The 20,145-nt window shown below is 65.9% G+C and carries 19 protein-coding genes and 1 riboswitch; of the genes, 5 read left to right on the top strand and 14 right to left on the bottom strand.

What is annotated here, in order from left to right:
- Positions 1–106: 106 nt before the first annotated feature.
- The 9 genes from FLQ44_RS09325 to FLQ44_RS09285 all read right to left on the bottom strand — a co-directional run bounded on the left by FLQ44_RS09325 (position 107) and on the right by FLQ44_RS09285 (position 8,178).
- Positions 107–940 carry an ABC transporter substrate-binding protein gene (locus tag FLQ44_RS09325; protein ID WP_147694161.1) on the bottom strand — a complete coding sequence of 278 codons (834 nt, stop codon included), beginning with the start codon at positions 938–940 and terminating at the stop codon, positions 107–109.
- On the bottom strand, positions 937–1,833 hold the full coding sequence (locus FLQ44_RS09320; RefSeq protein WP_147694160.1) for a cobalamin-binding protein: 897 nt from the start codon (positions 1,831–1,833) through the stop codon (positions 937–939). Before FLQ44_RS09320 ends, FLQ44_RS09325 begins: the two co-directional genes overlap by 4 nt.
- Positions 1,830–2,837: a threonine-phosphate decarboxylase CobD gene (gene cobD, locus FLQ44_RS09315; RefSeq protein WP_147694159.1), complete on the bottom strand. Its 1,008-nt coding sequence runs from the start codon at positions 2,835–2,837 to the stop codon at positions 1,830–1,832. Before cobD ends, FLQ44_RS09320 begins: the two co-directional genes overlap by 4 nt.
- Entirely contained in the window at positions 2,834–3,310 is a 477-nt protein-coding gene (locus FLQ44_RS09310) for a GNAT family N-acetyltransferase (RefSeq protein WP_147694158.1), read from the bottom strand. Before FLQ44_RS09310 ends, cobD begins: the two co-directional genes overlap by 4 nt.
- Positions 3,307–4,206 carry an adenosylcobinamide-phosphate synthase CbiB gene (gene cbiB / locus FLQ44_RS09305; protein WP_147694157.1) on the bottom strand — a complete coding sequence of 300 codons (900 nt, stop codon included), beginning with the start codon at positions 4,204–4,206 and terminating at the stop codon, positions 3,307–3,309. The genes FLQ44_RS09310 and cbiB overlap by 4 nt, the downstream gene beginning before the upstream one ends.
- A complete protein-coding gene (locus FLQ44_RS09300; protein WP_147694156.1) occupies positions 4,200–5,495 on the bottom strand; it encodes a cobyrinic acid a,c-diamide synthase CobB in 1,296 nt (431 codons plus the stop codon). The genes cbiB and FLQ44_RS09300 overlap by 7 nt, the downstream gene beginning before the upstream one ends.
- Before the next feature lie 285 nt (positions 5,496–5,780).
- Positions 5,781–6,398, bottom strand: a complete 618-nt coding sequence (gene cobO, locus FLQ44_RS09295; RefSeq protein WP_147694155.1) for a cob(I)yrinic acid a,c-diamide adenosyltransferase — start codon at positions 6,396–6,398, stop codon at positions 5,781–5,783.
- Positions 6,395–7,147 (bottom strand): ABC transporter ATP-binding protein, encoded by a 753-nt coding sequence (locus FLQ44_RS09290; RefSeq protein WP_147694154.1) that lies wholly within the window; start codon positions 7,145–7,147, stop codon positions 6,395–6,397. The genes cobO and FLQ44_RS09290 overlap by 4 nt, the downstream gene beginning before the upstream one ends.
- A complete protein-coding gene (locus FLQ44_RS09285) occupies positions 7,144–8,178 on the bottom strand; it encodes a FecCD family ABC transporter permease (protein WP_206208777.1) in 1,035 nt (344 codons plus the stop codon). Before FLQ44_RS09285 ends, FLQ44_RS09290 begins: the two co-directional genes overlap by 4 nt.
- A gap of 95 nt (positions 8,179–8,273) precedes the next feature.
- A riboswitch (cobalamin riboswitch) is annotated at positions 8,274–8,479 on the bottom strand.
- Positions 8,480–8,608: 129 nt separating this feature from the next.
- Between FLQ44_RS09285 and FLQ44_RS09280 the strand changes: the two genes are divergently transcribed.
- On the top strand, positions 8,609–9,178 hold the full coding sequence (locus tag FLQ44_RS09280; RefSeq protein ID WP_147694152.1) for an RBBP9/YdeN family alpha/beta hydrolase: 570 nt from the start codon (positions 8,609–8,611) through the stop codon (positions 9,176–9,178).
- Between the two features lie 103 nt (positions 9,179–9,281).
- Positions 9,282–10,661, top strand: a complete 1,380-nt coding sequence (locus tag FLQ44_RS09275) for a PepSY-associated TM helix domain-containing protein (RefSeq protein ID WP_147694151.1) — start codon at positions 9,282–9,284, stop codon at positions 10,659–10,661.
- A 105-nt stretch (positions 10,662–10,766) separates the two neighbouring features.
- Here the strand turns inward: FLQ44_RS09275 and FLQ44_RS09270 are convergent, their stop codons facing one another.
- Genes FLQ44_RS09270 through FLQ44_RS09260 form a run of 3 tightly spaced genes read right to left on the bottom strand, consistent with a single transcriptional unit; the run spans position 10,767 to position 12,324 of the window.
- The gene (locus FLQ44_RS09270) at positions 10,767–11,390 is read right to left on the bottom strand and encodes a DNA-3-methyladenine glycosylase I (protein WP_147694150.1); all 624 of its coding nucleotides are present in this window, start codon (positions 11,388–11,390) and stop codon (positions 10,767–10,769) included.
- Positions 11,391–11,421: 31 nt separating this feature from the next.
- Positions 11,422–11,709, bottom strand: a complete 288-nt coding sequence (locus FLQ44_RS09265) for a YciI family protein (protein ID WP_147694149.1) — start codon at positions 11,707–11,709, stop codon at positions 11,422–11,424.
- Between the two features lie 24 nt (positions 11,710–11,733).
- Positions 11,734–12,324, bottom strand: a complete 591-nt coding sequence (locus tag FLQ44_RS09260) for a TetR/AcrR family transcriptional regulator (RefSeq protein ID WP_147694148.1) — start codon at positions 12,322–12,324, stop codon at positions 11,734–11,736.
- Positions 12,325–12,647: 323 nt separating this feature from the next.
- On the opposite strand from FLQ44_RS09260, the gene FLQ44_RS09255 reads away from it, so the two are divergent.
- The 3 genes from FLQ44_RS09255 to FLQ44_RS09245 all read left to right on the top strand — a co-directional run bounded on the left by FLQ44_RS09255 (position 12,648) and on the right by FLQ44_RS09245 (position 17,646).
- Positions 12,648–13,760, top strand: a complete 1,113-nt coding sequence (locus tag FLQ44_RS09255; RefSeq protein ID WP_147694147.1) for a Card1-like endonuclease domain-containing protein — start codon at positions 12,648–12,650, stop codon at positions 13,758–13,760.
- Positions 13,761–13,855: 95 nt separating this feature from the next.
- On the top strand, positions 13,856–14,830 hold the full coding sequence (locus FLQ44_RS09250) for an ABC transporter substrate-binding protein (RefSeq protein ID WP_147694146.1): 975 nt from the start codon (positions 13,856–13,858) through the stop codon (positions 14,828–14,830).
- Positions 14,830–17,646 (top strand): putative bifunctional diguanylate cyclase/phosphodiesterase, encoded by a 2,817-nt coding sequence (locus tag FLQ44_RS09245; protein ID WP_147694145.1) that lies wholly within the window; start codon positions 14,830–14,832, stop codon positions 17,644–17,646. Before FLQ44_RS09250 ends, FLQ44_RS09245 begins: the two co-directional genes overlap by 1 nt.
- Before the next feature lie 58 nt (positions 17,647–17,704).
- On the opposite strand, the gene trpE is transcribed toward FLQ44_RS09245, so the two are convergent.
- Positions 17,705–19,168, bottom strand: coding sequence for an anthranilate synthase component I (gene trpE, locus FLQ44_RS09240; protein WP_147694144.1), 1,464 nt, complete (start codon positions 19,166–19,168; stop codon positions 17,705–17,707).
- Between the two features lie 183 nt (positions 19,169–19,351).
- On the bottom strand, positions 19,352–20,047 hold the full coding sequence (locus tag FLQ44_RS09235; protein WP_147694143.1) for a phosphoglycolate phosphatase: 696 nt from the start codon (positions 20,045–20,047) through the stop codon (positions 19,352–19,354).
- Positions 20,048–20,145 lie beyond the last annotated feature (98 nt).

Genomic DNA, 20,145 nt, shown 5'->3' with positions numbered 1-20,145 from the left:
CCGTTTCAGGCAAATACCTGGGCGCACACGGCTTTCATCTTTTTTCGTGCTTTTCGTGGTGTTCGTGGCCGAGTTTTTTACTCACCGCTTCGTGGCCAAAGCGCCGTTAGCCGGCGCGGTCTTCGTGCCACTGGCGGATCAGCGCCTGCAGCTGCGGCAGGCCACGGCTGATGAGCGTGGGGCCGGGGGCCAGGATGTCGGCGGATTTGATTTCGATAATATGGCCGCGCTCGGCGTTGCGCACCGCTGGTACGTTTTGCCAGCCTTCGCGCTGGGCGACCGTCTCTGGGCGGAAGCGCTTGCCGCACCAGCTGCCTACCATCAGGTCTGGCTGGCGGTCGATCACGGTTTGCGGGTCGGCTATGATGCGCTGTTTGGCGCGGGCGTGGCCGGCCAGCTCGGCAAAGGCGTCGCGCCCGCCGGCCAGCGCAATCAGCTCGCCCACCCAGCCGATGCCGCTGATGATGGGGTCGTGCCATTCTTCGAAATACACCAGCGGGCGCGGCAGGCCGGCGGCGTCGCGCGCGGCGGTTTCCAGGCGGGCGGCGCTGATCTGGCCTTCCAGCTGCTCGCACAGCAGCTCGGCGGCGTGGCGGCGGCCGGTAAGGCTACCCAGCACGCGCACCATGCGCAGCACGCCGTCTACGCTGTGGTGGTTGAAGTGCAGGATATCCACGCCGGCTTCGGCCACTTCTTTCAGCATATCGTTTTGCAGGCTGGAATAACCCACCACCAGGTCGGGCGCCACCGCCATGATTTTTTCCAGCTTGCCGCTGGAAAAGCCGCTGATTTTGGGTTTTTGCTGGCGGGCCTCGGGCGGGTAGACGGTAAAGCCGGAGATGCCTGCGATCAGGTCTTCTGCGCCCAGCAGGTACAGGGTTTCTACCGCCTCGGTACACAGGCAGGCAATGCGGTGGTAGTGCGGTGTGGTGTGGATCATGGTTTTACTTTCGCGTAGACCGCCCGTGCGGCGTCCAGGCTGCGGCACACGGCGCGGGTGCCTTGCAGGAAGCGCGGGGTGGGGCGGTTCAGGATGTCACTGTCGATCTGGTATTGCTGCTTGTACTGCACGGCGGCAATGGCGTTGATGCCGGCCCAGCGCGCCTGCAGGTCGTCTTGTTTTTTCATGCCGGCGGCCAGCATCACCTGCGGGTTGGCCGCAATGACCGATTCTTCGCTCACCACCGGGGCGGGGATGGGCAGCTGGGCAAAAATGTTCTGGCCGCCGCACAGCTCGATGGCGTCGTTCACGATGTGCTGGCCGCTTAGCGTGTACAGCGGCTTGTGCCACACCTGATAAAACACGCGCAGCTTGGGCTTGCCGGCGTACTGGCGGCGCAGCGCGGCCAGCTCGGTATCAAACTGGCGGGCGCTTTGCTCGGCGGCGGCACTGCTACCTAGCAGGGTACCCAGCTTGCGCAGGCTGGCGGGGATGTCGGCCAGGTGCTTGGGCTCGCTGTAATACATGGGGATGCCCAGCGCCTTCAGCTGCGCCAGCTGTTTTTCGGCCGGGCCGTGCAGCCACACAATCAGCAAATCGGGCTTGGCGGCAATCACGCGTTCGATATCGATACCGCGAAAGCTGCCCACCTGCGGCAGGTTTTGTGCGGCGGGCGGGTAGTTGCTGTTGGCGTCGGCGGCAATCAGCCGGCTGCCGCCACCGGCGGCGTAGACCAGCTCGGTCACGTGCGGCGCCAGGCTGATCACGCGTTTGGCCGGGGCGGGCAGGGTGAGTGTTTGGCCCTGGTCGTCGGTAACGGTAATCGGCGCGGCGCTGGCAGCCACGGCGGGCAGCGCCAGGGTGCAGGCCAGGGCAAGGGCGATGGGTTTCATAAGGTATCCGGTGCAAAGCTGGCCAGCGCGGCGGCTAGGCGCTGCCAGTGCGCCTCGCTGGCGGGCAGCCCCAGACGGAAGCGGGGCTGCGGGTCGGTAAACAGGCGGCACCAGATGTGGTGCCGCGCCAGGTGTTGTTGCAAGGCGTCGGCGTGTGTGGTGGCGCCACCGGCAAACAAGTGGCAGCCATCAGCCGGCAGGCCGTGCGCCTGCAGCAGCGCGGTCAGGCGGGTGTGGCCAGCGGCCAACTGCTGCTGTGCGGCGGCTTGCCAGGCGGTGTCGGCCAGCGCGGCGCTAGCGATGCGCGCCACCGGCGCGGGGATGGTCCACGGCCCCAGCTCGTCGTCCAGCGCCTGCAGGATGTCGCCTGCGGCAGCGACAAAGCCAAGCCGCAAACCAGCCAGGCCAAAGAACTTGCCGGGGCTGCGCAGCACCACCAGGCCGGGCTGCGTGGCCGCGTGTGTGGTCACGGACAGCTCGGGCGTCACATCGGCAAACGCCTCGTCCACCACCAGCCAGCCGCCACGTGCCGCCTGCGCCGCCGCCATGGCCAGCACAGCGTGTTGCGGCCAACGTTGGCCGCTGGGGTTGTCGGGGTTGCACAGGATCAGCACGTCCACCTGGCCCGCTTGCGCCGCCAGATCGGCGTGCGGGTAGCGGGCTACCTGGTGGCCGGCGCGGGCCCAGCGCCAGCCGTGCTCGGCGTAGCTGGGGTGCGCCACCGCCACGCTACCGGGCGCACGCAGCCGTGGCAGCGCCTGGATGGCGGCCTGGCTACCCGCTACCGGCAACAGCTTGGCCGCACCGTAGTAGGCGCAGGCGGCGGCGTGCAGGGCGGCGTCCGGCTGCGGCAGTGTGTACCACAGCGCGGGGTCGGTGGCTGCGGCCGGGTAGGGCTGCGGGTTCAGCGCGGCGGACAAATCCAGCCATTGCTCGGGCGTGCCGCCAAAGCGGGCCACGGCTTGCAGCAGGTTGCCACCGTGGACGGGGCGCAGGGCGCTCATGGGATGGGCCTTTCCATGCGGGCGTTGGCGAAGGTTTGCCCGCGCAGGCTCACGCTTTGCCGTTGCGTTACCACAAAGCCGTGGCGGGTAAACAGCGCTTCGGCGCAGAGGCTGACGTCGGCGTGCAAGCGCGGCAGCGCCCTGGCGGCGGCCTGTGTCAGCACATGCTGTAGCAAGCCGCTGCCAACGCCGCGCCCGGCAAACTGCGGGTGGACGAAACACAGGTCGATCAGCCCGTCCGGGTGCAGGTCGATGAAGCCGGCGAGGGTGTCGCCGACGCAGGCTACCCACGGCGGGTTGGCCGCCAGCCGTTGCTGCCAAGCCTCGGCATCGTACTGCGCAGGTGCCCATGCTGCGCATTGCGCTGCATTGTAATGACGGTACGCCAGCTGGTGCACAGCGGCGTGCAACAGTGCGCGCAGGGCGGCAAATTCGTGTGCTTGCGCCACGCGCAGTGTCAAGGTGTCATTCATAGCGGCAGCGCCAATAGCAGCCACAGCACGATGGCGCGGTCCATCAGCTGCGCGGCGCGGCGGATGTCGCCAGCGCGCGGGGCCGGGCCTGCGCCTAGCGCGGGCCGCGCTTCCAGCTGGCCGTGGTAGACGGCGGCGCCGCCCAGCTGTACGCCCAGCGCGCCAGCACCGGCGGCCATCACCGGCCCGGCGTTGGGGCTATCCCACAGCGGGGCCTGGCGGCGCCAGCTGGCCAGCGCCAGCCGCGTATTGCCGGCCAAGGCGTAGGCCAGCGCGGTGAGGCGCGAGGGCACGTAGCCCAGCACGTCGTCGGCGCGGGCGGCGGTTTTGCCAAAGCGCTCGAAGCGGTCGTTACGGTAGCCCCACATGGCGTCCAGCGTGTTGGCCAGGCGGTAGGCCAGCGCTGCTGGTGCGCCGCCCACGGCAAACCAGAACAGCGCGCCGAATACGGCGTCGTGGCCGTTTTCCAGTAGCGACTCGGTAGCGGCGCGGGTGATGGCGCTGTCGTCGGCCTGGCTCAGGTCACGGCTGACAATGCGCGCGGTCAGCGCCCGCGCCTCGGCCAGCTTGCCCTGCAGCAGCGCGTCGGCAATGGGGCGGGTGTGGTCGATCAGGCTCTGGCGGCCCAGCGTAAAGTACAGCACCGCCACGCTCAGCACGGTGGCGGCCAGTGTGGGCAGCTGCGCCATTAGCCAGGCCAGCAGTAGCGGCAGCGGTAGCACCAGCAGCGCCCAGGCAAAAGCGCCGCGCAGCAGGCGGCTGCGGCCAACGTTCAGGCGTTTTTCTAGCAGGTTGGCCGCATGGCCAAAGCCCACCAGCGGGTGGTAGCGTGTGGGCTCGCCCAGCAGGCGGTCGGCCAGCAGGCCGGCGGCCAGCAGCAGGCTGGTGCCTAGCATGTTGCCCCCGGCAGGAACAGCGCAGCGGCGGCGGCGGGCTGGCTGGCAAAGTAGGCGTGAAAGTAGCTGGCCTGCACGCTGCCGTGGCGGTACACCACCTCGCCCGGGCTGCCGCCGGCTTTGCGCTGGCAGGTGGCGGCGGCAGGCAGCGGGGTGGTGAACTGCGAGTAATGAAAGGTGTGGCCGCGCAGCTCGCCGGCGGGGTGCGGCCAACCCTGGCTGCCCAGCCCGGCCAGCTTGGCGGTCATGCTGACGCTACCCGGCAGGATGCCCGCCATGCGGTGCGCCTGGCCCTGGGTGTCGTGCAGCTGTTCGGTCAGCGCCATCATGCCGCCGCATTCTGCCCATACCGGTTTGCCGGCGGCGGCAAAGGCTTGCACGCTGGCCAGCCAGCGCGCGTTGCCCGCCAGCGTGGCGCCGTGCAGCTCGGGGTAGCCGCCGGGCAGCCACAGCGCGTCGGCGTCGGCCGGAATGGGGTCGTTAGCCAGCGGCGAGAAGGTGGCGATGCGCGCGCCCATGCCCTGCAGCGTGCGCAGGTTGGCCGCATAGACAAAGGCAAAGGCCGCATCGTGCGCCACGGCGATGGTTTTACCGGCCAGCAGCGGCGGCAGCGCTGCCGCAGGCGCGGCGTCTGGCGCAAAGTCTGGCAGGGCGGCCAGCACGGCGTGGTCCAGCTGCAGCGCGTCGGCCAGCGCGTCCAGCCTGGCGGCCAGGTCTGGCAGGTCGCTAGGCAGGTGCAGGCCGAGGTGGCGCTCCGGTAGCGATTCGGCCTGGCGTGGCAGGCAGCCCACTACTGGCAAGTCTGGTGTGCCGCAGGCGCGAATCATGTCGGCGTGGCCCTGGCTGGCGACGCGGTTGGCCAGCAGGCCGGCCCACGGCAGCTGGCCGTGGTCGCGCAGGCCGCGGGCAATGGCCAGCGCGGTGCCCACCATGGCGCTGCAGTCCAGCACGGCCAGTACCGGCACGCCAAATTGTTTTGCCAGGTCGGCGCTGGAAGGCTGGCCGTCGTACAGGCCCATCACGCCTTCTATCAGCACGTAGTCGGCTTCGGCGGCGGCTTGTGCCAGCAGGCTGCGGCACTGGCTTTCGGTGCACATCCACAGGTCCAGCACGTCTACCGTGCCACCGCTGGCGGCGGCCAGCAGCAGCGGGTCGATGAAGTCCGGCCCGGTTTTGAACACGCGCACGCGGTAGCCGTCGCGCACCAGGCGGCGGGCCAGGGCGGCGGTGACGGTGGTTTTGCCCTGGCCGGAGGCGATGGCGGACAGCAGAAGGGCTTTGCAGCTCATGGGGCTTTCTTTGTAAGGCGTATCAGAGAAAAACTTTATTTGCCACGGAATGCACAGAAGGCACGGACTAAAGACGGTTGTCGTCGAAGCCCGGCCTGCTGGTAGGCACTGGTATTCGGTATCGCCCGTGGCTAATCCATTCTTTTTGGCCACCGAATCCACGGAAAATACGTCAAACGCCGCGTTGGTTAGCACCTGGCTGGGTCGCGGCCGGTGGCTTTTTTCTGTGTTTTCCGTGTATTCCGTGGCGAAAGAATGCCGTGGCGGCAATCTGGCAACCGGTGCCTACCACTCCACGCCGGGCTGGGCGGCGATGCCGGCAGCGAAGGCGTGTTTGACCAGCGTCATGTCGGTGACGGTGTCGGCGGCTTCTACCACCGCGTCCGGTACGCCACGGCCTGTGACGATAACGTGCTGGTGCAGCGGGCGTGCCAGGATGTCGTCCAGCACTTGCTCTACGTCCAGGTATTTGTATTTCAGTGCGATGTTCAGCTCGTCCAGCAGTACCAGGCCAATGGCCGGGTTTTGCAGCATTTCGCGCGCTTTGGCCCAGGCTTCGGTGGCGCGGGCTACGTCGCGTTCGCGGTCTTGCGTGTTCCAGGTGTAGCCCTCGCCCATGGCGTGGAACTGCACCTGCTCGGGGAAGCGGCGCAGGAAGCGCTCTTCGCCGGTTTCCATGGCGCCTTTGATGAATTGCACCACGCCTACCTGCATGTCGTGGCCCAGCGCGCGCATCACCATGCCCAGGCCGCTGGAGCTTTTGCCTTTGCCGTTACCGGCATTCACGATAAACACGCCGCGGTGCTCGTCGGCGGCGGCAATGCGGGCGTCCATGATTTCTTTTTTGCGTGCCATGCGGGCGTTGTGGCGCTCGGTGCGGCCTTGGTCGTCGGTGTGGCTCATGTGCTGTGTCCGGGTAAAAAGCAGGGGTGGCCTGCGTGGGTGATGCGGGTAAGCGGGTAGCCCAGTACCTCTGCCAGGTGGGTGGCGCTGAGCTGGGCCAGGGGGTGCTGGCTGTGGCCGCCGGCGCCATCCAGCAGCAGGGCATGGCTGGCGATGGCAGGGGCAAACTGCAGGTCGTGGCTTACCACGACGACGGCTTTGCCCTCTGCCTGCCAGCGGCGTATCTGTACTTGCAGGGCGGCCTGGTGCGCCAGATCCAGCGAATTGGTGGGCTCGTCCAGCAGGATCAGCGGGGCGTCTTGCGCCATCACGCTGGCCAGCGCCACGCGCTGGCGCTCGCCGCCGGACAGGGCCTGCAGCGGGCGCTCGGCCAGGCGGGCCAGGTCGAAGGCGTTCAGCGCGGCGGCAATGCGGCCGGGGTTGTGGCCGTCGTCCGGCCACGGGTAGCGCGCCGCGGCCACCGCGTCGATCACGGCGTAGTCGAAGGCGTCGTGGCTGGCCTGTGGCAGCAGCGCCATGCGCTGGGCGCGCAGGCGCGGCGCGGTGGTGCCTAAAGGTTGGCCGCACAGGCTGATGCTGCCCTGTGCGGGGGCGCGCAGCCCGGCCAGCGTAGCCAGCAGCGTGCTTTTGCCGCAGCCGTTGCGCCCGGCCAGCCACCATACTTCGCCGGCCTGTACCTGCCAGCCCAGCTGGTGCAGCAGGTGACGCTGGCCTTGCAGGATGCTGAGTTTGTCTGTGTGCAGCATCATGCCAGTCTCCGGCGTGTGCGCGACAGCTGCCAGAACAGCACCGGTACGCCCAGCAGCGCGGTAAGAATGCCCACCGGCAGCTGCATGGGGGCCACCACGGTGCGCGCCAGGGTGTCGGCCAGTACCAGCAGGCTGGCGCCGGCCAGGATGGACGCGGGGATCAGCAGGCGCAGGTTGGGCCCGCACACCAGGCGGCAGGCGTGCGGCACCATCAGGCCGACAAAGCCGATGCTGCCCCCCTGGCTAACGGCGGTGGCGGTCAGGCTGGCCGCCAGCAGTAGCAGCAGGCGGCGCAGGCGCGCCAGCGGCACGCCCAGCGTGGCGGCGTGGTCGCCGTGCAGCGCCAGCAGGTTGATGGCAGGGGCCTGCCACCAGGCCAGCAGCATGGCCGGCAGCAGCACCAGCCACGGCCACGGCCGTAGCGGCGTGCCGGAGATATCGCCCACCAGCCAGAACACCATGCCGCGCAGCTGGTTGTCTTGCGCAATGGTGAGCAGCAGCGAAATCACCGCGCCGCAGGCGGTAGACAGCAGCGCGCCGGTCAGTAGCAGCAGTACGGTGCCGCTGCTGCGGCCAAAGTCGCGCCGCGCCAGCCAGAACAGCACGCCAGACAGCACCAGCGCACCGGCAACGGCCGCCAGGTCTACCTGCCATACGGCCAGCCCCAGCCACAGCGCCAGCAGGGCACCCACCGAGGCGCCGCCGGATACGCCCATTACGTAGGGGTCGGCCAGCGGGTTGCGCAGCAGCGATTGCATCAGCAGGCCGGCCAGCGCCAGCGCGGCGCCGGTAATCCAGGCGGTGAGCGCGCGTTCCAGCCGCAGCTGCAGCAGGGTGGTGGCCAGCGCATCGCCCTGGCCCTGCAGTACCTGCCAGAGCTGGCCGGGGCCCAGCGCCACGCTGCCACTGGCGCAGGCCAGCAGCAAGGTCGCCACGCTAATGCCCAGCAGCAGGGCCAGCAGGCTGGCCGGGGGCAGGCGTAGCGCAGTGTGGGCCTGGCGCGGTGATGAAAGAGAGGATATGGGCTGCACGGTGTGTCCGGTGTACAGCAGGGGCGGGCGGGCAGGGGGCTGGCCGCATGCCGCCCTCCGCAGCATGGTAAAGCGTGCGGCCAGGGTAGTTGGCCGCACATAGCGTGGCCTGGGCCGGTATCCGGGCTGGTTTCGCCACTGGCCCGCCTTCCCGTACCGGCAGGTACAGTGGCGCAGGGGCCGGGCAGCTGCGCGGGGCAGCCAGATGAAACACACCGTTGCGGGGGCAGCACAGCTTGGGGCTGTTTCCCGTTTAACTTGCCGGCCGAGCCGGGCAAGCACCTAGGCAGGGGGCGATTTTACCAGATCAGGCGCGTTTGCCTGGGGTGTTTATATTGCCATGAGAAATAAAAAAACAATAAATCAGTCTTTTTGGAAATATAAAAGCGCTGCTAAGGTAAGGGCAAATGACATTGGCAGGAGCAGCGGCATGGCACACGATTTTTCCGGTTTCGACTTTATCATCCAGCCGGGCTGGAATAACTCCGGCCCCGAGCACTGGCAAAGCCACTGGCAGCAGCTGCTGGGCGCGCAGCGCGTGGCCAACCATGAATGGCACGCGCCGCAGCTGGGCGACTGGCTGGCCGCGCTGGACGCAGCGGTAGAGGCCGCCACGCAGCCGGTGGTGGTGATTGCCCACAGCCTGGGCTGCGCCACGGTTGCGCACTACGCCGCCCGCTACGGCAACAAGCTGGCCGGCGCACTATTGGTGGCCCCGGCCGATGTAGAGCGCGCCAGCGCGCCGGCCCAGCTGCAGCCGTTTGCCCCGCTGCCGCAGGCCGCGCTACCGTTTGCCGCCCGCGTGGTAGCCAGCGATAGCGACCCGTACAGCCTGCCGCTGCGCAGCGCGCGCATGGCCGCGCTGTGGCAGGCACCGCTGGTGTGGCTGCGCGGGGCTGGCCATATCAACGTGGCGTCCGGCCATACGCAGTGGCAGGCCGGCCTGGCCGAGCTGGCGGCGCTGCTGTCGGTTATCCGGGCGGCGCAGCAGGCCGCCTGAGCGCGGCGTTTTGCCGCCTGCGGCATAGTGTCGCACCGCCTTGTGGTGCGTGCGGCCAACCTTAACAATGCCTGCCTTGTTTTGTCCTGTGCAGGAAACCACCATGGCCGTTGTTGCCGAAAAGAAAACCCCTCGCTATTACACCGTGGCCTGGCGCTGGCATTTTTATGCCGGTTTGCTGGTGGCGCCGTTCATGATCATGCTGGCCATCACCGGCATGATTTACCTGTTCAAGCCGCAGCTGGACCAGCTGATGTACGGCAAGCTGCTGAACGTACCCGCTGCCAGTACGCCGGCACACCCGGCCGACCACCTGGTGGCAGCGGTGAAAGCGCAGTACCCCGGCGCCAGCGTGCTGCGTTACCAGCCGCCGGCGGCTGCCGACGCCAGCGCCAAGGTCATCATCAAGACTGCCGACGCCAAACTGGGCGTGTACGTGGACCCCTACCAGGGCACCGTGCTGGGGGCGCTGGACGAAAACAACAATCTGCAAACCATCGTGCTGAAACTGCATGGCGAGCTGCTGATGGGCAAAAACGGCGACCTGCTGGTAGAGCTGGCCACCAGCTGGACGCTGGTATTGCTGGTGTCCGGCCTGTACCTGTGGTGGCCGCGTGGCCGCGGCAAGCTGGCGGTGTTCTGGCCGCGCTTCAGCGCCGGCGGCCGGGCCTTCTGGCGTGATATTCACGCCGTTACCGGCTTCTGGGGCGCTATCTTTTTGCTGTTCATGCTGTTGTCCGGCCTGACCTGGACCGGCTACTGGGGCGAAAAATTTGCTGCGGTGTGGAGCCAGTTCCCGGCGCAGATGTGGGACGACGTGCCCAAGTCGGACAAAAAAGCCATCAGCCTGAACAGCACCGAAGAAAAAATCGTGCCGTGGGCGGTAGAGCCTAGCCCGCTGCCCAAATCCACCGACCCGCACGCCGCGCACAAAGGCGCCACCCCGCAGGCAGCTACCCCACAGATTGCGCTGCAGCAGGTGGTGGATACGGCCAAGGCCCGTGGCGTGGTGCTGGGCTACAACATTGCGCTGCCGGATGGCGACGAGGGCGTGTTTACCGTGTCGGTGTTCCCGAACGACCCGCGTAACGAAGCCACGCTGCACATAGACCAGTACAGCGGCAAGGTGCTGGCGGATATCCGCTTCCGGGACTACGCGCTGGTGCCCAAGGCGGTGGAGTTTGGCGTGGTGATTCACGAAGGCAAGTTCTTTGGCCTGGCCAACCAGCTGCTGATGGCGGCCATCTGCCTGCTGGTGCTCATCAGCAGCATCAGCGGCCTGGTGATGTGGTGGCTGCGCAAGCCCGCAGGCCGCCTGGGTGCACCGGCCGACGCACCGGATACCCCGCTGTGGAGAGGCGCGCTGCTGATCATGCTGGCGCTGGGGCTGGCCTTCCCGCTGGTAGGCCTGTCGTTTGTCGCCATCCTGGCGCTGGACTGGCTGCTGCTGCGCCGCGTACCGGCGCTGGCTTTCCTGCGCTAAGGCACCTCTCCCGCGCGCTGCGGCCAACCCTGTGCTACCAAGGGGTTGGCCGCATTTTTGTGTCTAGCCACTACCTGTTACGCATGACATGATCGTTGCCCGGTACTAGGCCGGGGCGGATCCGAGCTGTGCCATGCAGCGCAGCCGGGCTTCTTCGGTTTCGGCGCGAAATGCACAATCGAGGGCGTGGTCATTGACCAGACCCATGGCTTGCATGAAGGCATAAGCTGTTGTGGGGCCGATGAATTGCCAGCCGCGCTTTTTGAGCTCTTTTGCCAGGGCTATGGATTCACTGGAGGTAGATGCCGATTGCGGCGGGTGCAAGCTGCCCGGCGGCGGCGCGTATCGCCAGACAAAGGCTGCCAGCGAGCCTTCTTTTTCGATAAGCTCCAGGGCGCAGCGGGCATTGTTGATCACTGCTGCGATCTTGCCACGGTGCCGGACGATGCCTTCATCCTGCAGTAAACGTGCCATGTCCTGCTCGGTGTAGCGGGCAATGCGCGCCATGTCGAAATGGTGGAAGGCCTGGCGAAAGTTGTCCCGTTTGGCCAGGATGGTGCGCCAGCTCAGCCCCGACTGGAAGCACTCCAGGCAGAGTTTTTCAAACAGATGCTGGTCGTTGGCAACGGCTTGCCCCCATTCCTGATCGTGATAGGCCAGAAATTCAGGGGCCGCCATACTCCACCGGCAGCGTGCCTTGCCATCGGCACCTTTGATCGTGTCGTTCATCCCGTTGGGCTCCTCTGCTGAATAGCCATGCCTAGGCCAGCAAGAAAGACAGTGTGTCGGCGGTTTTGCCTGGGTTTATCGACATGACCTCGGTGGTCACGATACCAGCCTGTACGAAGGGGTCGGCGGCCAATCGTTCGGCCAGCTGCTCGCGTGTGGTCTGGTGTGCCAGCATCGCGCCGCCCTGGTTGGTTTCCAGGCTGCCCGCCAACAGAAAAACGCCATCGTCGAAACCACGTTCCAGCCAGGCACGATGTGCCGCCAGCCATGACGCCGCCTGTGCCTTGTTGTCGGAAAACCTGAGCAGTACGATAAACATGTCGTCATCCTTTCTGGTGGGGTTTCAGGGTGTTGCCTTGTCTGGCGGTTCGGCCAGGCAGCGCTCCAGCCAGGCAAAAAACTGCGTGACTTCGCGCTCTACAAAGAGTTCGTCCTTGAAAGCGTGGGCCAGGGTGGCAATGCCTTGGCTGCGCATCAAGGCATGCATGGCCAGATCGTCCGCATCGACTTGCCTGCCAAGTGCATGGAACTGCTCGCGTAGCCAGCCACGAAACAGAGAGAAAAGGGCATTGGCCTGATCTTGTGCCGGGTGCCCAAGCTTGGCCAACTCGGCGCAGAGCGTGCCGACCGGGCAGCCGGACAGCATGATCTGCGTGCGGTTGGCGGTGAGCATGCAGATGAATGCGTGGATACGGGCCTGGGGTGTTTCAGACGCGGCGGTCCATTGCGCTAGCATGGCCTGGGTGCCTTGCTGCCGGTAGTCGATCACGGCTGCGAGGATGTCGTCCTTGGTTTTGAAATGATGGTAAAAGTTGCCGCGCGAAATTTTCACCGCATCGGCAATGTCGGTGAATGAGGTGTGCTGGTAGCCCTGCCGGTAAAACAGCTGGTCTGCCGCCTCGACAATATAGTCGCGCGTGGATTTGTCTTTCATGTGCGGGCTTTCTATTTGTTTCGGTTGGCGTGTAGCGGCATCCGGGGCCGGCTTGCCTTGTCTGCCATGCATGGCAGCAGGTTTTCACGCTGGTGTTTTATCAGTGGCAGCGTGTTTGCCACGGTGTGTTCGTCCTGAATGTCAGTCATTGTTTAGGATTGTCATCCTAGTTAGGTTTTAAAGTAGGATTGCCGTCCTACCGCGTCAAGCATCCTGGGTAGAAACATCGACTGGTTGAGGGCTATGTTCGGCCAAAAACAACAGCCATGGCAGCATGCAGTGGTCGTACTGGTGTGCTAGCCAATTTTTAATGGGGTTTCGCCATGCACCTGCTGGCTTTTGTAAACCGTGTAGAAAGCGACATCATCACCCCCGCACTGGACCGCCGCTTTGGCGTGAGCCAGGTCAGCCTGCTGTGCCACCGCAGCGAGCTGGGGCTGGCTACCGATATCGCCGGGGTGTGCCGCAGCCTGCACCTGCCGGCCAATGTGGTAACGCTGGCGGCCGATACCCAGCCGCTGGCGCTGCGCCAGCAGTTGGCCGTACTGGCGCAGGGGGCGGTGGCGTTTAATATCAGCGCCGCGTCGCCGGTGCAGGCGGCGCTGGCCTACGACCTGGCGCGCGAGCGCCAGCTGCCGCTGATGAGCATTGCCCCGCACAGCGACCGCCTGATCTGGCTGCTGGGCGGCGAGCACACCGGCCTGCGCACCGGCGCTGATATTGCCGATGGCCTGACGCTGGCGGCCTACTTTGCGCTGTACGGTAGCCGTATCGAGCACATCCATTACCGCCTGGCCCAGCGCCCGCAGCGGCTGGAAGCGCTGGCTGCCGGCCTGGCCCAGCTGGCCGCGCAGCGCCCGGCGGCGCTGTCGCTGCTGAACCGCTTGTGCACAGACCTGGATGCCCGCCAGTACAGCCGCCAACCCTTGCCGCGCGGCGAGCGGGCGCTGCGCCACTGGCTGGCCAGCTGCGGCCTGGTAGATATCGATCAGGCTGGCCACGTGCGCTGCCACGACGCCTCGGTGCGCTTTTTTCTGGGCGGTGGCTGGCTGGAGGTGTGGCTGCTGTCGCAGGTAGCGGCGCTGCGGCCAACCTTGCCCATCAGTGATGCGGCGGTAGGGGTGAAGGTGGTACACGACGGCGTAGCCAACGAATACGACGTGGCGATCTTGTGCAATAACCAGCTCTACCTGGTGGAGTGCAAAACCACGGCGCCCACCGCGCTGCACCAGCGCGGCATCGGGCTGGATAAGCTGTTCAAGCTCGATAGTGCTGCCAGCCTGGGCGGCCTGCACGCCCACGCCATGCTGGCCACGCTGTACCCGGCTACCGACAGCGAAGCAGCCCGGGCACAAGCACAGGGCATTGCCTTGTTATCCGGCCCGGCGCTGGCCCAGGTGCAGCCTGTATTGCGCCAGTGGCTACACACAGGGTGACGCGAATGTGATGTGGCGCAGTCTTTTCTGTAATACCTATAGAAACATTATGGTTATTAAGTATGATTTACTAAATATCCACTGGTTTTGGCCGTATGAACGCTTACCCGCCACGATCCTGCCCCCTCAGCCGCCGCCAGCTGCTGCAAGCCGGCCTTGCCGCGCTGGCACTGGCTGGCTGCAGTACGCCAGAGCCACTGCTGCGCATCGGCAGTAACGGCTGGCCAGGCTATCTGTTTATTTCCTGGGCTGCCGATACCCATGTGCTGAACCGCAAGCAGGTACGCCTGCTGCACATCAGTTCGTCTACCAGCAGCCTGCGGGCGCTCAGTGCCGGCATGCTGGATGGTGCCTGCCTGACGCTGGATGAGGTCATCAGCGCGCTGGCCGAGGGCATTCCGCTAAAAGTAATTGCCGTGCTGGATGTGTCGCACGGCGGCGACGTGGTGCTGGCACGTAGCAGTATTACCAGCCTGGGCCAGCTGGCGGGCCGCCGTATTGGCGTGGAAGCCAGTGCCGTGGGGGCGGTAATGCTGGACGCCATGCTGCAGCGTGCCGGCCTGAGCCGTGAGCAGGTGATACCCGTACCGCTGCTGCTGGACCAGCACGAAGCCGCGTTTGACTTTGGCAGTGTCGATGCGCTGGTCACCATGGAGCCGCAGGCCAGCCGCCTGCGTGCGGGGGGCGCGCGCGTGCTGTTCAGTAGCGCCGATATCCCCGGGCGTATCGTGGATGTGCTGGCCGTGCGCGAAGATGCCTTGCTAAACACTCGTCAGGCCTTGCAGGCGCTGGTGGATAGCCACTTTGCCATGCTGGACAAATTCAGCCGCCAGCGCGCTGAAGCCTATGCCTATATGGCCGCGCAGATGGGGGTGAATCACGCCGAGCTGACGCCGATATTTGCCGGGCTGCGCCTGCCGGGGCGGCAGGAAAACCTGCGCTGGCTAGGCGGGCGGCTGGACGACGAAGCCCGTAACCTGGCCAATGTGATGTCGCGTGCCGGCCTGCTGCCCAAACCGGTACAGCTAGGCCGTCTGGCGGTGCCGGATTTTGTGGAAGGGGGGCGGTAATGCGCTTGTCCCTGAAAAGCCTGCTGCCCATGGTGGTGCTGTTTTTCCTGCTGCTTACCCTGGCGGGTGCCTACGGTGTGGCCGAGCAGGGCCGCAGGCAGCAAGCCTTCCGTGACGCCAGCCTGGTGGCGCAGAAAGACGCCTACCACCTGCTGCAGGAGCTGTCGCAGTCTGGCCCGCTACGTGTGAGTGAAGAGCTGATGCTGCTGGCGACCGATGCCCGCCTGGCGCAGGCCGTGGTGGCCAATAGCCGCGGGCTGATCGCCCACGCCATGCAGCAGCAAGACGTTGGCCGCAGCATCGATACCCTGCCAGGTCTGCCCGCCGGCCTGTTGCAGCAGGCCTGGCAGCATAGCCTGGCCATCCTGCACCCCGATTACGACAAGCAGTACCTGTATCTGGCGGTGTCGGTGCCCGACCAGGAAGACCAGGAGCTGCGCGGCGTGCGCAAAGGCATGGTGGTGCTGGCCTACGACCTGGGGCCGCAGCTGGCGCTGGAGCGCAGCCGGCTGCAGCAAAGCTTTGTGCTGCCCTGCGTCATGCTGTGCTGCCTGCTACTGGTGCTGTACCTGCTGGTGTGGCTGTACGTGGCGCGCCCGCTGGCCAACCTGCAGGCCGCGGCGCTGCAGCTGGCGCAGCAGGGCCACGCCCCCGTGCTGCCTTTGCAAGGGGTAAGCGAAACGCGCGCCGTGTGCGAGGCATTCAACACCATGCAGCGGCAGCTGCAGCACACGCTGGGCGAGCTGGCCGAGCGCGAGCGTCGCGCCAGCAACCTGGCCAAGGAGCAAGAGGCGCTGCTGCAGGCCATTCCCGACCTGCTGTTTGAAATGAGCGCCGACGGGCGCTACCTGCAAGTGTGGTCGCATACCGCCAGCGACAAGCTGGTCTCGCCACGCGAATACCTGCTGGGCAAGCACGTGCACGAGGCCATGCCGGCAGAGCAGGCGGCCATTATTCACAGCGTGATTGTCGAGGCGCTGTGCCACGGCGAATCCAGCGGCAAGCAGATCATGCTGCTGCTGCCCGACGGCCCGCACTGGTTCGAGCTGTCGGCCGCACGCAAGGTGGCGGCCAACGGTAGCGAAACCTGCATCATGGTGTCGCGCGACATTAGCCAGCGCCACCGCGACGAGGGCGCGCTGCAGCTATGGGCACGCGTGATGGCCGCCGCGCATAACGGCATCCTCATCACCGACGGCCAGCAGCGTATTGTGGATGTGAACGCAGCCTTTACGCGCATTACCGGCTATAGCCTGGAAGACGTGCGCGGGCAGCGCCCCAGCCTGCTGTCGTCGGGTAGCCAGGACCAGGCGTTTTACCAGCGCATGTGGCAAGACATCGACGAGCACGGCTACTGGCAGGGCGAAATCTGGAACCGGCGCAAGGACGGCGGCGTGTTTCCCGAGTGGCAGTCCATTTCCAGCGTGCGTGGCGAAGACGGCCAGATCAGCCACTACATCAGCGTGTTCAGCGACATCAGCAGCCAGAAAGAATCCGAAGCCTATATCCGCCGCCTGGCCTACTACGACAGCCTTACCGGCCTGGCCAACCGCGCACTGCTAAGCGACCACGCCGGTCTGGCGCTATCCGCCATGCGTAGCAACGGTACCAGCCTGGCGCTGATGTTCATCGACCTGGACCGCTTCAAGAACATTAACGACACCCTGGGCCACAGCGTAGGCGACCAGCTATTGCAAGAGGTTGGCCGCAGGCTGGCCCGCTGTGTGCGCGAGCGCGATACGCTGTCGCGGCTGGGCGGCGACGAATTCATTGTGCTGCTGCCGGAAACCACGGCGCCAGAGGCGGCGCACTGGGCCGAACACGTACTGGCGACCCTGGGGCAGCCTTACGAGATTGCCGGCTACGATATGGTGGTGACGCCATCCATTGGCATTGCCATGGCCCCCACCGACGGCGACACGCTGGAGGTGCTGCTGCGCTGTGCCGATGCGGCCATGTACCGCGCCAAAGACGAAGGGCGCAATACCTTCCGTTTCTTTGCGCAGCATATGCAGCAGCGCACGGTTAGCCGCCTCAAGCTGGAATCCGACCTGCGCAGCGCGCTGGACAACCAGCAGCTGCTATTGCACTACCAGCCGCAGTGCACGCTGGATGGCCGGCTGGTGGGGGTAGAGGCGCTGGTGCGCTGGCAGCACCCCACGCTGGGCATGGTGTCGCCGGGCGAGTTCATCCCGCTGGCCGAGGAAAGCGGCCTGATTGTGCCGCTAGGGGCCTGGGTGATGCGCGAGGCGATCGGCCAGTTGGCCGCATGGCACGCCGCCGGGGTGGCGGTGCCGCAGGTGGCGGTGAACCTGTCTGCCCTGCAGTTCCGCCAGCCGGGGCTGGTGCAGCAGGCCGCACAGTACCTGGCCGACGCCGGGGTGGCCCCGGCCTGCCTGGAGCTGGAGCTGACCGAAAGCGTGGTGCTGGACAACCCGGACGATGCCTTGCTGGTGATGGAGCGCTTGCACGCGCTGGGCGTGCGTTTGTCGATAGACGATTTCGGTACCGGGTATTCGTCGCTGAACTACCTGCGCCGCTTCCCGATAGACCGGCTCAAGATCGACCGCAGCTTTATCCTGGACCTGGACAACGACCCGCGCGGGGCGGCCATTATCGAAGCCATCATCAGCCTGTCGCGCTCGCTGGGCTTTGTCACCATTGCCGAAGGCGTGGAAACCGCCAGCCAGCTGGCCCAGCTGCACGCGCTGCGCTGCGACGAGGTGCAGGGCTATTTCTACGGCCGGCCCATGGCGCCACCGCAGCTGCAGGACTGGCTGGCGCAGCGCAAGCAGCCGGTAGCGGGCGAGGCCTGAGCCATGAAAAAGCCCGCCAATGGCGGGCTGGGAAAAGGTTGGCCGCAGCGCTGTGCTGTCAGGCGTCCAGGCCGCTTTGCACCAGCTGGGCGGCGCGCACCACGGCGCGGGCCTTGTTTTGTGTTTCTTCCCATTCCGACTGCGGTACCGAGTCGGCCACCACGCCCGCGCCAGACTGCACGTACAGCACCTCGTTCTTGATCACGGCCGTGCGGATGGCAATGGCCAGGTCCATGTCGCCGGTAAAGCCCAGGTAGCCAACGGCGCCGCCGTACACGCCACGTTTGGTGGGCTCGAACTCGTCGATGATTTCCATGGCGCGCACCTTTGGCGCGCCGGACAGGGTGCCGGCCGGGAAGGTGGCTTTCAGGATGTCGATATTGGACACGTCCGGTTTGACCGTGCCTTCTACGCTGGACACGATGTGCATCACGTGCGAGTAGCGCTCGATCACCATATTGTCGGTGATCTTCACGCTGCCGGTATCGGCCACGCGGCCAACGTCGTTGCGGCCCAGGTCCATCAGCATCACGTGCTCGGCGATTTCTTTCGGGTCGGCCAGCAGGTCTTCTGCCAGCGCCTGGTCTTCTTCACGGGTCTTGCCGCGCGGGCGGGTGCCGGCGATGGGGCGCACGGTCACGGTGTCGTTTTCGCGGCGCACCAGGATCTCCGGCGAGGCGCCTACCACGTGGAAGTCGTCAAAGTGGTAGAAGAACATGTACGGCGACGGGTTCAGGCTGCGCAGCGCACGGTATAGCGACAGCGGCGAGTCGCTGAACGGCATGCTCATGCGCTGGGCCAGCACCACCTGCATGATGTCGCCGTCCAGAATGTAGTTTTTGGCGTTGGCGACGTCGCGCTTGAAGGCTTCTTCGCCGTATTCGCTCTGCGCGGCGGTGGCGGTGGACGGCAGCGACAGCGGAATGGCTACGTTGTCGCGCAGGCGGGCGCGCAGCTGCGCCAGGCGGGCATTGGCCTTGGGCAGGGCGTTGGGCACCGCCGGGTCGGCGTACACCACCAGGTAGAGCTTGCCTGACAGGTTGTCGACCACAGCCAGCTCTTCGGACAGCATCAGCAAAATATCGGGCGTGCCTACCGGGTCGGGCTTTTGCGTGGCCGCCAGGCGGCGCTCTACGTAGCGCACGGTGTCGTAGCCAAAGTAGCCCACCAGGCCGCCGGTAAAGCGCGGCAGGCCGTCGATAGGCGGGGTGTTGAAGCGCTGGCTGAATTCTTCGATAAAGGTCAGCGGGTTGCCTTCGTAGCGCTCGATGACTTTGTCACCGTATTCCACCTGCACGCTGTGGCCTTGCACGCGGATACGCGTGGTGGCTGGCAGGCCGATGAACGAGTAGCGGCCCGAGCGCTCGCCGCCCACGACCGATTCCAGCAGGTAGGAGTAGGGCTGGTTGGCCAGCTTCAGGTACACCGACAGCGGGGTGTCCAGGTCGGCGAACAGTTCGAGGGTAACGGGGATGCGGTTATAGCCGGCCTGGGCCAGCTCGTTGAAAGCTTGCGGTGTCATGCGGGTGTCCAATGGTGTCAGTTCGGTTCGTGGGATGAGCGGCGGCGGGCTGGGCTTTGCCATCGCCAGCTGGCACGATTGGGCAGGAATTTCATGATGTCGGCAGCGGGGGAATGTTGTCGGTATGCGGGGCTATTGTGTCGCAAAAGCCGGCCGCCGTACAGGCGGCGCGGCGCTGCAGCATTACATGCGCACGTTGGCGTGCGGGTCGGCCGATTTTTTCAGCAGGGCAAACAGGTCTACCAGGCTGTCTACTACCAGGTCGGCACCCAGCTTGGCCGCATCGCGGTAGCCGTAGCTTACCGCCACCGCCAGTGCACCGGCTTTGTTGGCACACAGGATGTCGTTTTCCGAGTCGCCGACCATGATCATCTCTTGCGGCTTCACGTTCAGTACGGCGGCGGCGTGCAGCAGCGGCAGCGCCGACGGTTTTTTCTCGGCCAGGCTGTCGCCGCCCAGAATCATGCTGAAGGCCGTATCGATGCCCAGCTCGGCCAGCAGCGGCACGGCCAGGCGGTGCGATTTGTTGGTAATCACCACCAGCGGCAGCTCCAGGCTGCGCAGCAGGTTCAGGCTTTCTGCCACGCCGGGGTACATGCGGGTGTGGGTGGTGAGGTTGGCGCGGTAGTGCTGGATAAACAGCGTAAAGCCTTGCGCCCACAGCGCTTCGTCGGCCTGGCCGTCTTTGTCGTCGGTGATGGCACGGTGCACCAGGCTGGCGACACCATCGCCCACGTGGCTTTTGATGCGCTCGGCGTCCAGCGGTGGCAGGCCCAGTGCCTGGCGCATGGCGTTGGCGCTGGCGGCCAGGTCGGCTATGGAATCAACCAGGGTGCCGTCCAGGTCGAAGGCGATGGCTTTGATGTGTTTCAGGTTCATGGCAGTGCAGGGTGGCAATAGAAATGGCCATCATTGTACAGGATGCCCGCCGTCGCGCCTTGTGCCGGCGCGGTGGCTTCTTTATGATGCGCACTTTC

Origin of the sequence: Vogesella mureinivorans (genome assembly GCF_007644035.1) — a bacterium.
GTDB lineage: Bacteria > Pseudomonadota > Gammaproteobacteria > Burkholderiales > Chromobacteriaceae > Vogesella > Vogesella mureinivorans.
This window is presented reverse-complemented; position numbering and strand designations above follow the sequence as displayed.

What these genes read in the sequence shown, in the direction of transcription:
- FLQ44_RS09325 (WP_147694161.1), bottom strand. Translation starts at nt 940, where the DNA reads ATGATCCACACCACACCGCACTACCACCGCATTGCCTGCCTGTGTACC.
- FLQ44_RS09320 (WP_147694160.1), bottom strand. Translation starts at nt 1,833, where the DNA reads ATGAAACCCATCGCCCTTGCCCTGGCCTGCACCCTGGCGCTGCCCGCC.
- cobD (WP_147694159.1), bottom strand. Translation starts at nt 2,837, where the DNA reads ATGAGCGCCCTGCGCCCCGTCCACGGTGGCAACCTGCTGCAAGCCGTG.
- FLQ44_RS09310 (WP_147694158.1), bottom strand. Translation starts at nt 3,310, where the DNA reads ATGAATGACACCTTGACACTGCGCGTGGCGCAAGCACACGAATTTGCC.
- cbiB (WP_147694157.1), bottom strand. Translation starts at nt 4,206, where the DNA reads ATGCTAGGCACCAGCCTGCTGCTGGCCGCCGGCCTGCTGGCCGACCGC.
- FLQ44_RS09300 (WP_147694156.1), bottom strand. Translation starts at nt 5,495, where the DNA reads ATGAGCTGCAAAGCCCTTCTGCTGTCCGCCATCGCCTCCGGCCAGGGC.
- cobO (WP_147694155.1), bottom strand. Translation starts at nt 6,398, where the DNA reads ATGAGCCACACCGACGACCAAGGCCGCACCGAGCGCCACAACGCCCGC.
- FLQ44_RS09290 (WP_147694154.1), bottom strand. Translation starts at nt 7,147, where the DNA reads ATGATGCTGCACACAGACAAACTCAGCATCCTGCAAGGCCAGCGTCAC.
- FLQ44_RS09280 (WP_147694152.1), top strand. Translation starts at nt 8,609, where the DNA reads ATGGCACACGATTTTTCCGGTTTCGACTTTATCATCCAGCCGGGCTGG.
- FLQ44_RS09275 (WP_147694151.1), top strand. Translation starts at nt 9,282, where the DNA reads ATGGCCGTTGTTGCCGAAAAGAAAACCCCTCGCTATTACACCGTGGCC.
- FLQ44_RS09270 (WP_147694150.1), bottom strand. Translation starts at nt 11,390, where the DNA reads ATGAACGACACGATCAAAGGTGCCGATGGCAAGGCACGCTGCCGGTGG.
- FLQ44_RS09265 (WP_147694149.1), bottom strand. Translation starts at nt 11,709, where the DNA reads ATGTTTATCGTACTGCTCAGGTTTTCCGACAACAAGGCACAGGCGGCG.
- FLQ44_RS09260 (WP_147694148.1), bottom strand. Translation starts at nt 12,324, where the DNA reads ATGAAAGACAAATCCACGCGCGACTATATTGTCGAGGCGGCAGACCAG.
- FLQ44_RS09255 (WP_147694147.1), top strand. Translation starts at nt 12,648, where the DNA reads ATGCACCTGCTGGCTTTTGTAAACCGTGTAGAAAGCGACATCATCACC.
- FLQ44_RS09250 (WP_147694146.1), top strand. Translation starts at nt 13,856, where the DNA reads ATGAACGCTTACCCGCCACGATCCTGCCCCCTCAGCCGCCGCCAGCTG.
- FLQ44_RS09245 (WP_147694145.1), top strand. Translation starts at nt 14,830, where the DNA reads ATGCGCTTGTCCCTGAAAAGCCTGCTGCCCATGGTGGTGCTGTTTTTC.
- trpE (WP_147694144.1), bottom strand. Translation starts at nt 19,168, where the DNA reads ATGACACCGCAAGCTTTCAACGAGCTGGCCCAGGCCGGCTATAACCGC.
- FLQ44_RS09235 (WP_147694143.1), bottom strand. Translation starts at nt 20,047, where the DNA reads ATGAACCTGAAACACATCAAAGCCATCGCCTTCGACCTGGACGGCACC.